Consider the following 12,792-nt stretch of genomic DNA (forward strand, 5'->3'; position numbering starts at 1 on the left):
CGCCGAGCCGTCATATGTCTGACGTGGCACAATGCCAAGGTACTCAGGCCCTTCCCCAGCCACAGTCGCATCCGCCAACCGGTTCAGCCGTGTCGCGGAAGGTTTCTTAACCAGCTAGTGCTTCCTTCAGGGAAGCGAAGGTCAGCGGAATATGAGCGATTCTTCTACGCCATCGGCGTACACCGCCTATCAAGGCAACACATACCTCTTCGGCGGCAATGCGCCCTATGTCGAAGAGATGTACGAAAACTACCTTGCCAACCCTGGCAGCGTGCCTGACAACTGGCGCTCGTATTTCGATGCGCTGCAAAACGTACCCGCCGTCGACGGCTCCAATACCCGCGATGTGCCGCACCAGCCGGTCATCAACGCCTTTGCCGAGCGTGCCAAGCAGGGCACGACCCGGGTCGTGCAGGCCAGCGGCGCAGACTCCGAACTCGGCCGCAAGCGCACCGCCGTCCAGCAACTGATTGCCGCCTACCGCAACGTCGGCGCCCGTTGGGCCGACCTGGACCCCCTCAAGCGCGCCGAGCGCCCGGCCATTCCGGAGCTCGAGCCCTCGTTCTACGGCTTTACCGACGCCGACCTCGAGACGGTGTTCAACACCAGCAATACGTTCTTCGGCAAAGAGACCATGTCGCTTCGCGACCTGCTCAATGCCTTGCGTGAAACGTACTGCGGCACCATGGGCGCCGAGTACATGTACACCACCGACCAGAACCACAAGCGCTGGTGGCAGCAAAAGCTCGAAAGCGCCCGCACCAACCCCAAGCTGACGGCCGAGCAGAAGAAGCACGTGCTGAACCGCCTCACTGCGGCTGAAGGCCTCGAGCGCTTCCTGCACACCAAGTACGTGGGCCAGAAGCGCTTCTCGCTCGAAGGTGGCGAGAGCTTCATCGTCTCGATGGACGAACTCATCAACCAGGCCGGCGTCAAGGGCGTGCAGGAAATCGTCATCGGCATGGCCCACCGCGGCCGCCTGAACGTGCTGGTCAATTCGCTGGGCAAGCTGCCCGCCGACCTTTTCGCCGAGTTCGACCACACCGCACCTGAAGACCTGCCAAGCGGCGACGTCAAGTACCACCAGGGCTTCAGCTCGGACGTGACCACTCCCGGCGGCCCGGTGCACCTGAGCCTTGCGTTCAACCCTTCGCACCTCGAAATCGTGAACCCCGTGGTCGAAGGTTCCGTGCGCTCCCGCATGGACCGCCGCGCCGACCCGCAGGGCAAGCAGGTTCTGCCTGTGCTCGTGCACGGCGACGCGGCCTTTGCAGGCCAGGGCGTCGTGATGGAAACGCTGGCGCTGGCAGAAACGCGCGGCTACTTCACCGGCGGCACGGTTCACATCGTCATCAACAACCAGATCGGCTTTACCACCAGCGACCCGCGCGACAGCCGCTCGACGCTGTACTGCTCGGACATCGTCAAGATGATCGAGGCGCCGGTGCTGCACGTGAACGGCGACGATCCCGAAGCCGTGGTGCTCGCCACCCAGCTCGCGCTCGAGTTCCGCATGGAATTCCAGAAGGACGTGGTTGTGGACATCGTCTGCTTCCGCAAGCTCGGCCACAACGAGCAGGACACGCCTTCGCTCACGCAGCCGCTCATGTACAAGAAGATCGCCCAGCACCCCGGCACGCGCAAGCTGTACGCCGACAAGCTGGCCGCTCAAGGCCTGGGCGACACGCTCGGCGACGACATGGTCAAGGCGCAGCGCGCTGCCTTCGACGAAGGCAAGAACACCATCGATCCGGTGCTCACCAACTTCAAGAGCAAGTACGCAGTCGACTGGAGCCCCTACCTCAACAAGAAGTGGACCGACGCCGGCGACACGGCCATTCCGTCCAGCGAGTGGAAGCGCCTGGCCGAGAAGATCACCACAGTGCCAGCCGGCTTCACGGTGCATCCGCTCGTGAAGAAGGTGCTGGACGACCGCGCCGCCATGGGCCGCGGCGACGTGAACGTCGACTGGGGCATGGGCGAGCACATGGCGTTCGCCTCGCTGGTGGCCAGCGGCTATCCGGTTCGCCTCTCGGGCGAAGACTCGGGCCGTGGCACCTTCACGCACCGTCACGCCGTGCTGCACGACCAGAACCGCGAAAAGTTCGACGTAGGCACCTACACGCCGCTGCAGAACGTGGCTGAAAACCAGGCACCGTTCGTCGTCATCGACTCCATCCTCTCGGAAGAAGCCGTGCTCGCGTTCGAATACGGCTACGCATCGAACGACCCCAACACGCTCGTCATCTGGGAAGCCCAGTTCGGCGACTTCGTGAACGGCGCGCAAGTGGTGATCGACCAGTTCATCGCCTCGGGCGAAGTGAAGTGGGGCCGCGTCAACGGCCTGACCATGATGCTGCCGCACGGCTACGAAGGCCAGGGCCCGGAGCACAGCTCGGCACGCCTCGAGCGCTTCATGCAGTTGAGCGCAGACACCAACATGCAAGTGGTGCAGCCGACCACGGCCAGCCAGATCTTCCACGTGCTGCGCCGCCAGATGGTGCGCAACCTGCGCAAGCCGCTCATCATCCTCACGCCCAAGTCGCTGTTGCGCAACAAGGATGCAACGTCGCCGCTGTCCGAGTTCACCAAGGGCAGCTTCCAGACGGTCATTCCGGACAGCAAGGGCCTGAAGGCAGAAAAGGTCAAGCGCCTCATCGCCTGCTCGGGCAAGGTCTACTACGACCTGTCCAAGAAGCGCGAAGAGCAGGGCAACGACGACGTGGCGATCATCCGCGTCGAGCAGCTCTATCCGTTCCCGCACAAGGCCTTTGCCGCCGAGATCAAGAAGTACCCGAACCTCGTCGACGTGGTCTGGTGCCAGGACGAGCCGCAGAACCAGGGTGCCTGGTTCTTCGTGCAGCACTACATCCACGAAAACATGCAGGAAGGCCAGAAGCTCGGCTATTCCGGCCGTGCCGCTTCGGCATCGCCGGCAGTGGGCTACTCGCACCTGCACCAGGAACAGCAGAAGGCGCTCGTCGATGGCGCATTTGGCAAGCTCAAGGGCTTCGTGCTGACCAAGTAATCAAGAGCCTTTTTTCACACGAACACCCTCAAGAACAAAACGGAGCTCACTCCAAATGTCTATCGTAGAAGTCAAAGTCCCCCAGCTTTCCGAATCCGTGGCCGAAGCCACCATGCTCACCTGGAAGAAGAAGGCAGGCGAAGCCGTCGCCGTCGATGAAATCCTGATCGAGATCGAGACCGACAAGGTCGTGCTCGAAGTGCCCGCACCTTCGGCCGGCGTGCTGGCTGAAATCGTTCAGCCCGATGGCGCCACCGTGGTGGCCGATCAGCTCATCGCCAGGATCGACACCGAAGGCAAGGGCGCGGCTGCCGCACCCGCGGCAGCACCTGCTGCCGCCCCGGCTCCGGCCGCAGCAGCACCTGCCCCCGCAGCGGCTGCCACAGCCGCCGGCGGCTCGAAGGCCGACGTTGCCATGCCCGCCGCCGCCAAGCTGCTGGCCGACAACAACCTGAAGACCAGCGACGTGGCCGGCACCGGCAAGGACGGCCGCGTTACCAAGGGCGACGTGCTCGGCGCGGTTGCTTCGGGCGCCAAGCCCGCCGCCACCGTGGCTGCACCCGCCGCCAAGCCTGCGCTGCCGCAAGTCTCCGCACCCTCTGGCACCGCAGACCTGGGCGACCGCCCCGAGCAGCGCGTTCCGATGAGCCGCCTGCGCGCGCGCATTGCCGAACGCCTGCTGCAATCGCAAGCCACCAACGCCATCCTGACGACCTTCAACGAGGTCAACATGGCGCCGGTAATGGAACTGCGCAAGCGCTTCCAGGACAGCTTCACCAAGGAACACGGCGTGAAGCTCGGCTTCATGAGCTTCTTCGTGAAGGCCGCGGTGCACGCGCTGAAGAAGTACCCGGTGATCAACGCCTCGGTCGACGGCAACGATATCCTGTATCACGGCTACTTCGACATCGGTATTGCCGTCGGTTCGCCGCGCGGCCTGGTGGTGCCCATCCTGCGCAACGCCGACCAGATGAGCTTTGCCGACATCGAGAAGAAGATCGCCGAATACGGCAAGAAGGCGCAAGACGGCAAGCTGGGCATCGAAGAGATGACTGGCGGCACGTTCTCCATCTCGAACGGCGGCACCTTCGGCTCGATGCTCTCGACGCCAATCATCAACCCGCCCCAATCCGCGATTCTCGGCGTGCACGCCACCAAGGACCGCGCCGTGGTCGAGAACGGCCAGATCGTCGTCCGCCCGATGAACTACCTTGCCATGAGCTACGACCACCGCATCATCGACGGCCGTGAAGCCGTGCTGGGCCTGGTCGCCATGAAGGAAGCGCTGGAAGATCCGTCGCGCCTCTTGTTCGACATCTGAGGAGACAGATCAGATGGCAAACAAACAATTCGACGTCATCGTCATCGGCGGCGGCCCTGGCGGCTACATTGCCGCCATTCGCGCCGCGCAACTCGGCTTCAATGTCGCGTGTATCGACGAGTGGAAAAACGGCAAGGGCGGCCCGGCACCGGGCGGCACCTGCACCAACGTCGGCTGCATTCCGTCGAAGGCGCTGCTGCAATCTTCGGAGCACTTCGAGCAGGCCGGCCACCACTTTGCCGACCATGGCATCAAGGTCGAAGGCCTGGGCCTGGACATCGACAAGATGCTGGCCCGCAAGGACCAGGTCGTCAAGCAGAACAACGACGGCATCCTGTACCTGTTCAAGAAGAACAAGATCACGTTCTTCCATGGCCGCGGCTCGTTCGTGAAGACCGACGAAACCGGCTATGAGATCAAGGTGGTGGGCGCTGCCGAAGAGTCGATCAGCGGCAAGCACATCATCGTGGCCACTGGCTCCAATGCCCGTGCATTGCCCGGCACGCCTTTCGACGAAGAGAACATTCTCTCGAATGACGGCGCGCTGCGGATCGGCGCTGTGCCGAAGAAGCTGGGGCTGATCGGTTCGGGCGTCATCGGCCTTGAAATGGGCTCGGTGTGGCGCCGCCTGGGTGCCGAAGTGACGGTGCTCGAAGCGCTGCCAACTTTCCTCGGCGCGGTGGACGAGCAGATTGCCAAGGAAGCCAAGAAGGCTTTTGACAAGCAGAAGCTCAAGATCGAACTCGGCGTCAAGGTCGGCGAGATCAAGTCGTCGAAGAAGGGCGTGAGCGTTGCCTGGACCAACGCCAAGGGCGAAGCCCAGACGCTCGAGGTCGACAAGCTGATCGTCTCGATCGGCCGCGTGCCCAACACCATCGGCCTTAACGCCGAAGCCGTGGGCCTGAAGCTCGACGAGCGCGGCGCCATTGCCGTGGACGACGACTGCAAGACCAGCCTGCCCAACGTCTGGGCCATCGGCGACGTGGTTCGCGGCCCCATGCTCGCGCACAAGGCCGAGGAGGAGGGCGTTGCCGTGGCAGAGCGCATTGCCGGGCAGCATGGTCACGTCAACTTCAACACGGTTCCGTGGGTCATCTACACCAGTCCCGAGATCGCATGGGTCGGCCAGACCGAGCAGCAACTCAAGGCCGCGGGCCGTGCCTACAAGGCTGGCACGTTCCCGTTCCTGGCAAACGGCCGCGCACGCGCGTTGGGCGACACAACGGGTATGGTCAAGTTCCTGGCCGATGCGGCAACGGACGAAATCCTCGGCGTGCACATCGTGGGCCCTCAGGCCAGCGAGTTGATCTCCGAAGCCGTGGTGGCCATGGAGTTCAAGGCCAGCGCCGAAGACATCGCGCGCATCTGCCATGCGCACCCGTCGCTGTCGGAAGCTACGAAGGAAGCGGCACTTGCCGTGGACAAGCGCACGCTGAACTTCTGATCCTTTGACCAGCGTTAAAGAGGCCTACGAGGCGGAACTCGCGGTGCGCGGGTTCCGGAGCGACCCCGCGCAGCTGCGCGCCGTCGAGGCGCTGGATCGCTGCGCGCGGGAGTGGGCCGACTACAAGGCCCAGCGCTCCAACGCGCTGAAGAAGTTCATCAACCGGCCCGAGCTTCCGCGCGGCGTCTACATGTATGGTGGCGTCGGGCGGGGCAAGAGCTTCCTGATGGATCTCTTCTTCAACGCTGTGCCGCTCAGGCGCAAGACTCGCCTGCACTTTCACGAGTTCATGCGCGAGGTGCACCGCGAGCTGCGTGAACTGCAGGGAACGGTCAATCCGCTCGATGAACTCGGGTTGCGCATTTCGAAGCGCTACAAGCTCATCTGCTTCGACGAGTTTCACGTCGCGGACATCACCGACGCGATGATTCTTCATCGGCTGCTGGTGTCGCTGTTCGAGAACGGCGTGGGCTTTGTCACCACCTCCAATTTCAGGCCCGACGACCTTTACCCCGGCGGGTTGCATCGCGATCGCATCCTGCCTGCGATTGCGCTGCTGAACGAGAAGCTCGAAGTATTGAGCGTGGACAACGGTACTGACTACCGGCGCCGCACGCTCGAGCAATTGCGCATGTACCTCACGCCCAACGATGCGGCGGCCGAGAAGGAAATGCGCAAGGCTTTCGACAAGCTGGCTGAAACGGCCGACGAAAACCCGATTCTCCACATCGAGCAGCGCGAGATCCGCGCACGGCGCAAGGCGGGCGGCGTGGTCTGGTTCGACTTCAAGACACTCTGCGGCGGGCCGCGCTCGCAGAACGACTATCTCGAAATTGCCAGCCAGTTCCACACGGTGCTGCTCTCCGATGTACCGCACATGCCGGTGCGCATGGCTTCCGAGGCACGCCGTTTCACCTGGCTCGTCGACGTCTTGTACGACCGCCGCGTCAAGCTCATCATGTCGGCTGAGGTACCGCCGGAGGCGTTGTATACCGAGGGGCCGCTGGCGCATGAGTTTCCGCGCACGGTTTCCAGGCTCACCGAAATGCAATCGAGCGAATTTCTCTCGCTGGAGCGCCGGATCGTCGACACTCGCCTGACATGAAAAATATCGTTTTCGCCGCGCTGATGACCCTGGGTAGCTTGCCGGTCTGGGCACAGTCCAATGCAGCCGCCGGCATTTCCGATTTCGAAGCCGAACGCAGCAGGCTGACGGCCGAACGTGCTGCCATCGAGACGCGTTTCGAGAAGGAGCGCGCCGCTTGCTACCAGAAGTTCGCGGTCGAAGATTGCCTGCGCGATAGCCGCAGGCGCCGCCGCACCGGGACCGACCACATCAAGCGCCAGGAAACGGCCATCAACGACATCGAGCGGCAGCGTCGCGGCGCGGCCGAACTCGAGAAGCTCGATCAAAAGGCCGCCACGCGGCGCCCGCAAGACACGCCCGAGAAGCAGGACGAGTCGCGCCAGGCACAAAAAGACCGCGAGCAGCGCGCTGCCGACCACGCGGCAAGCCGTGCCGCCACCGCTTCTGAGGCCGACGAACGCCGGCGCCAGCTGGAGGCCAAGCAAAGAGCAAACGCTGAAGAGCAGGCCAAGGCTGCGCAGCGCCGGGCGGAAGCGCCGGCGGAAGTTCAACGCTTCGAAAGCAAGCAGCAGAAGGCGGCGGAGCGCAGGGCCAGCCGTGAGCGGCAGAACGCCGATCGCAGCAAGCCGCGCGGGGCGCCATTGCCCCCGGCGGCGCCAGCAGCACCGGCGTCATCTCCCGCGCGTTAATCGCCGGAGGCCCAGCACCGCTCTGGGCCAGGTCTTGCAGCGTTGCCGGCGCTCAAACTTCTGCCGGAAGCGCTTCGAACTTCAATACCGCAATGGAGATGTTGTCGCCCGTGCCGCGGGCTCGGCGCCGCGCCTCGCCCACCAGAATTTCGACCGCGTCGCGCGGCTGCTCTGAATACAGCACGCTGGCGAGTTCTTCGGGGTTGAAGTAGTGCCAGAGCCCGTCGCTGCATGCCATGAGCAGGTCGCCGGGCTGCATGGCAGGAATGTAGTGGGGCTCGACCGGCGGCGGGGTCGTCGTCATGCCGAGGCAGCCGAGGAGAATGTTGCCTTTGGGGTGGACATTGGCCTCGGCTTCGGTGATTTCGCCGCGGTCGACGAGCACCTGCACATAGGAATGATCGCGCGTGCGCGTGACGAGTTCGCCGTCCCGAAAATGATAGATGCGCGAGTCGCCGGCATGGATCCAGGCGCAGTCGCCCTTGGGGCTCATGAGAAAGGCCGCCAGGGTGCTGTGCGGCTCTTGTTCGCTCGACAGCGCGGTGAGCTTGATGACCGTGTGTGCGTCTTCGAGCAGCTGCCGCAGCACCGCCGTGGAGCTGTCGCGATCGGGGTGATAGCGGGTGAAAAGCTGGCGCGCCGTCATCAGCACCTGGTCGGAGGCCTTGCGCCCGCCGCTGCGTCCGCCCATACCGTCGGCAACCACGCCCAGGAGGCAGCCGGGCACGCGCGGATGGCTCATCATCAGCACCTGGTCCTGCTGGTAGGGTCGGTCTCCCTTGTGGAGGCCAGTGGCGGCGGCAAGTCGAAAGCCTGGGGTCATGAGCGCAATGCGCCAATGGCGCGCTTTCCGTTTGTGTCTTCTCGTGAATTCGTGTCAGGACGTATTATCGAGTGAACACGAGTGCGCGCGGAATAAGCGCGCATCGCCAACGTTGGACTCCAATCTCCATTCCCTTTCCCGCCAATTGATCGAGCTGCGCATCGAGCATGCCGACCTTGATGCCACCATCGACCGCCTGGCCGAGGCTTTGCCGCAAGACGAACTGCTGCTGCGGCGCCTGAAAAAGCGCCGCCTCGGGCTGCGCGACCAGATCGTACGGCTCGAAAACCTGCTCGATCCGAGAGAACCCGCGTGACCGACACACTCGAGAACAAGGTGCGCGACGCCTTCGCGCACGGTGGTGCTCTTTCCCGCGCGGCCGAGCAGTTTCGCGAACGCTCCGGACAAACCGAAATGGCGCTAGCCGTTGCACGCACCATCGAAGACGGCGGCGTGCTGGTGGTGGAGGCCGGCACCGGCGTTGGCAAAACCTTCTCGTATCTTGTGCCGGCGTTGCTGAGCGGCGAGCGCGTGCTGCTGTCGACTGCCACCAAGACATTGCAAGACCAGCTCTTCGGACGCGATTTGCCGCGCCTGGTAGAAGCTCTGGAACTGCCGGTGCGAACAGCACTGCTCAAGGGACGTGCAAGCTATTTGTGCCTGCATCGGCTCGACCTGGCTCGCCACGATGCGTCGCTGCCTGAGCGGGGCAGCCTGCGAACGCTCGCCAAGATCGAACAGTGGTCCAAGGCCACCCGAACCGGCGATCTGGCCGAACTCCCCGGGCTTGACGAGCGCTCGCCGCTTATTCCGCTGATCACCTCCACGCGCGAGAACTGCCTGGGCGCGCAGTGTCCGCAGTTCAAGCCTTGCCACGTCAACCTTGCGCGGCGTGAGGCGCTGGCGGCCGATGTGGTGGTTATCAACCACCACTTGTTCTTTGCGGATCTCGCCGTGCGCGAGACCGGAATGGCGGAACTGCTGCCCACCGTGAGCGTGGTCGTGTTCGACGAGGCTCATCAGCTCAACGAAACCGGCGTGCAGTTTCTGGGTGCGCAACTCGGCAGTGGCCAGGCGCTCGATTTCGCGCGCGATCTGCTTGGTGCGGGTTTGCAGCATGCGCGAGGACTGGTCGATTGGCAGCAGCTGGCCGCGGCTGTCGAGCGAGCGGCGCGCGAGTTGCGTCTTGCGGTCGGCAAGCAGTGGCCTGGCACCAAGCTGCGCTGGATAGGGCCTGCACCGGAAGGAATCGACCCGGACATCTGGCAGGGTGCACTGGATGCATTCCAGCACGCATTCGAAATGGCAGCTGAGGGGCTGGATACCGTCAGCGAGATATCGCCTGATTTCGTGCGCCTTTACGAGCGGGCGCAGCAGCTCGCCAATCGCGCGGCACGGTTCGCGCTGCCTTGCGACGTCGAATCCGTGCGCTGGGTCGATGTGGGCACGCAACTGCGTCTCGTCGAGTCGCCGCTCGACATTGCCGAGGCAATGCGCACGCGCGTACTCAAGATTGGCCACCGCGAGCCTGAACTCGATGCCTATGGTGAAGAGCAGGAAGTCAGCCGCCCGGCGCCGGAAGACAGTGGCCGGGCCTGGATCTTCACTTCGGCAACGCTGGGCGACGAGCCCACGCTGCGCTGGTTCACAGAGCCGTGCGGCCTTGGCGATGCCGAAGTGCTGCGCGTGCAGAGCCCTTTCGACTATGCCGCCCAAGCGGGACTTTATGTGCCGCGAGCCTTCCCAAAGCCCAACGATGCCTCCCACAGCGCAAGGGTTGCGCAACTTGCCGCGCGCGGCGCCGCCGAACTCGGCGGCCGCACGTTGGTGTTGACGACCACGCTGCGTGCGTTGCGCGCCATCGGCGACGAGATGAAGCAGCAGTTCGAACGGCTGGAGTCCGATGTGCGGCCAGACGTACTGGTGCAGGGCGAACTGCCAAAACGCGTGCTCATGGACCGCTTCCGCGAGGGTGCTGAAGGCGGCCGCGCCGGTTGCGTGCTGGTTGCATCCGCATCGTTCTGGGAGGGCTTCGACGCACCGGGCGACGCGTTGCAACTGGTGGTGATCGACAAGCTGCCGTTTCCTCCTCCGAACGATCCGTTGGTCGAAGCGCGGTCGCAGCGGCTCGAAGCCCAAGGGCGCAGTTCGTTCAGCGACTATTCGCTGCCCGAGGCGGCCGTGGCGCTGAAGCAGGGGGCAGGGCGGCTGATTCGCCGCGAAACGGATTGCGGGGTGCTTGCGATCTGCGACACCCGCCTGGTGGCCATGGGCTATGGCCGGCGCTTGCTGTCCGCATTGCCGCCGATGCGAAGGCTGGAGAGCGAAGCCGACTTCGAGGCCGCCATCAGCGACTTGAAGAATTCACTGTCGGCCTGAAAGGGCCCCAACGCCGTCTCAGCCGGGCACTTGCTCCTGGCAGACGAAGAAAAAGCCCCGAAGGGCTTTGTTCTCTATCCATTACCAGACCTTCCACCACGGATCGTCCTTGCCCTTGAAGCCACGGGCCAGATACTCGCTTTGCGGGTAGTTGGTGGTCAACACGCGTCGGGCGTCGTCGCGCAGGTCCTTCATGCCGAGCGCGTCGTAGGAGCGCACGATGATGTACAGCGCTTCTTCGAGTGCGGGCACTTCGCGGTAGTCGGACAGCGCAAGCTGCGCCCGGTTGATGGCCGCCAGGTAGGCGCCGCGCGAGTAGTAGTAGCGTGCCACGTGCACCTCGTACTGCGCGAGCGAGTTCACGATGTAGTTCATGCGCTGGCGCGCGTCAGGGGCGTAGCGCGATGCGGGAAAGCGCGTCACGAGCTCCTTGAACGATTCGAACGATTCCTTGGCCGCCTTCTGGTCGCGCTCGGACAGGTCTTGCCGTGTCAGGAACGCGAACATGCCGAGGTCGTCGTTGAAGTTGATCACGCCCTTGAGGTACAGCGCGTAGTCGAGCGCCGGACTGGCCGGGTGCAGCTTCATGAAGCGGTCGAGCGTGGAAACGGCGGCGGCCTTTTCACCGGCCTTGTATTGCGCGTAGGCCTTTTCAAGCTGGGCCTGCTGGGCGAGCGGCGTGCCGGCAGCGCGGCCTTCGAGCTTCTCGTACAGAGGCACGGCCTTGTCGTACGCGCCGGAGCCGGCTTCGTCCTTGGCCTCTGAGTAAATGCGGTTGGGGCTCCAACTCGCCGTCTTGTCGGCGGTGGGGGTGGAGGAGCAGCCGGCTGCAAGCAGCGCTGCTGCGCTGAGCGCGATCCAGGAGGGGACCGATAATTTGGCGCGAAACATCACATACGGCTTTCGTGAAACAGTTGCCTTCAATTATATCGACCGACCCCTTGGACCTGGTACCTGAAACAGCCGAGGCGGACGAGAGCGCCGACCCGGTCGAACCCAGCGAACTACGGCCCTTTGCCATAGGGGCGCCCGAGCACGGCCAGCGGCTGGACCGCGCTTTGGCCGCTCTGGTGCCCGAATTTTCTCGCAACTATCTGCAACAACTGATCGAGGCGGGGGCCGTGGAGCTGGGAGGGCGCACGGTCCTGAAGGCTTCGGCCACGGTGCGGGCCGGGCAGGCCGGCCGCATCGAACTGCGGCCCACGCCGCAAAGCCAGGCTTTTCGGCCTGAGTCGATGGACATCGTGACGGTGCATGAGGACGAGCATCTGCGGATCATCGACAAACCAGCTGGCCTGGTCGTACATCCGGCGCCGGGCCACTGGAGCGGCACGCTCCTGAACGGGCTACTGGCACTTGACCCCAAGGCGTCGCTGCTGCCGCGTGCAGGCATCGTGCACCGGCTCGACCGCGACACCAGTGGGCTGATGGTCGTGGCGCGAACCCGTGCCGCCATGGACGCGATGGTCGCGCTGATTGCCGCGCGCGAAGTAAAGCGCCAGTACCTTGCGGTGGGGCACAAGCCTTGGGCCGGTGCGCCCGCCCGCCAGGTCGACGCACCGATTGGCCGCGATCCGCGCAACCGTTTGCGCATGGCGGTGGTCGATATGGAGCGGCATCCGGGTAAGACCGCACGTACGCTCATCGAACGCCTCGACAGCAATCCGCAAGGCTGCGCCGTGCGGTGCACGCTCGAAACCGGCCGAACCCACCAGATCCGGGTGCACATGGCGTCCATCGGGCACCCGCTCGTTGGCGATGCGCTCTATGGGGGCGCTCCCGCCGCCGGACTGCAGCGGCAGGCGCTGCATGCCTTCAGGCTGGCGTTTGTGCACCCCGTCACGCAGGCGCCGCTGGAGTTTCGCTCCCTTCCGCCAGCCGATCTTGTTCATGCGCTGCAGACCTGGGGGCTGGATTACAATCGCGCCTGACGGCCCGAGGGCCGCGCCGGCCACTCGATGCCGGCCTTGCGTTGCATTCGCCGCGTGCCGGCAGCGCCTACTCCTTCCATCCTTGTGAGC

Annotated in this window: 10 protein-coding genes; 8 read left to right on the forward strand and 2 right to left on the reverse strand. The window is 64.2% G+C overall.

Annotated features, from left to right (window positions below):
- The first annotated feature begins 151 nt into the window (after positions 1–151).
- Genes J2X67_RS21920 through J2X67_RS21940 form a run of 5 tightly spaced genes read left to right on the forward strand, consistent with a single transcriptional unit; the run spans position 152 to position 7,569 of the window.
- Positions 152–3,028 (forward strand): 2-oxoglutarate dehydrogenase E1 component, encoded by a 2,877-nt coding sequence (locus J2X67_RS21920; RefSeq protein ID WP_309956449.1) that lies wholly within the window; start codon positions 152–154, stop codon positions 3,026–3,028.
- A gap of 55 nt (positions 3,029–3,083) precedes the next feature.
- Positions 3,084–4,349 (forward strand): 2-oxoglutarate dehydrogenase complex dihydrolipoyllysine-residue succinyltransferase, encoded by a 1,266-nt coding sequence (gene odhB / locus J2X67_RS21925; protein ID WP_309956450.1) that lies wholly within the window; start codon positions 3,084–3,086, stop codon positions 4,347–4,349.
- Between the two features lie 13 nt (positions 4,350–4,362).
- Positions 4,363–5,793, forward strand: coding sequence for a dihydrolipoyl dehydrogenase (lpdA, locus tag J2X67_RS21930; RefSeq protein ID WP_309956452.1), 1,431 nt, complete (start codon positions 4,363–4,365; stop codon positions 5,791–5,793).
- A gap of 4 nt (positions 5,794–5,797) precedes the next feature.
- The gene (zapE, locus tag J2X67_RS21935) at positions 5,798–6,898 is read left to right on the forward strand and encodes a cell division protein ZapE (RefSeq protein WP_309956454.1); all 1,101 of its coding nucleotides are present in this window, start codon (positions 5,798–5,800) and stop codon (positions 6,896–6,898) included.
- Positions 6,895–7,569 (forward strand): hypothetical protein, encoded by a 675-nt coding sequence (locus J2X67_RS21940; RefSeq protein ID WP_309956456.1) that lies wholly within the window; start codon positions 6,895–6,897, stop codon positions 7,567–7,569. Before zapE ends, J2X67_RS21940 begins: the two co-directional genes overlap by 4 nt.
- Positions 7,570–7,621: 52 nt before the next feature.
- Here J2X67_RS21940 and J2X67_RS21945 read toward each other — a convergent pair whose 3' ends face one another.
- Entirely contained in the window at positions 7,622–8,392 is a 771-nt protein-coding gene (locus J2X67_RS21945) for a protein phosphatase 2C domain-containing protein (protein ID WP_309956458.1), read from the reverse strand.
- Positions 8,393–8,504: 112 nt separating this feature from the next.
- Between J2X67_RS21945 and J2X67_RS21950 the strand changes: the two genes are divergently transcribed.
- Positions 8,505–8,708, forward strand: a complete 204-nt coding sequence (locus J2X67_RS21950; RefSeq protein ID WP_126747274.1) for a DUF465 domain-containing protein — start codon at positions 8,505–8,507, stop codon at positions 8,706–8,708.
- Positions 8,705–10,771, forward strand: coding sequence for an ATP-dependent DNA helicase (locus J2X67_RS21955; RefSeq protein WP_309956460.1), 2,067 nt, complete (start codon positions 8,705–8,707; stop codon positions 10,769–10,771). Before J2X67_RS21950 ends, J2X67_RS21955 begins: the two co-directional genes overlap by 4 nt.
- An 81-nt stretch (positions 10,772–10,852) precedes the next feature.
- Here the strand turns inward: J2X67_RS21955 and J2X67_RS21960 are convergent, their stop codons facing one another.
- A complete protein-coding gene (locus J2X67_RS21960) occupies positions 10,853–11,662 on the reverse strand; it encodes an outer membrane protein assembly factor BamD (protein WP_309956462.1) in 810 nt (269 codons plus the stop codon).
- Between the two features lie 56 nt (positions 11,663–11,718).
- Between J2X67_RS21960 and J2X67_RS21965 the strand changes: the two genes are divergently transcribed.
- Complete coding sequence (locus J2X67_RS21965; RefSeq protein WP_309956607.1) at positions 11,719–12,702, forward strand: RluA family pseudouridine synthase; 984 nt, start codon at positions 11,719–11,721, stop codon at positions 12,700–12,702.
- The last annotated feature ends 90 nt before the right edge of the window (positions 12,703–12,792 follow it).

It is taken from the genome of Variovorax sp. 3319 (assembly GCF_031456585.1).
In the GTDB taxonomy this organism is placed as follows: Bacteria; Pseudomonadota; Gammaproteobacteria; order Burkholderiales; family Burkholderiaceae_C; genus Variovorax; species Variovorax paradoxus_P.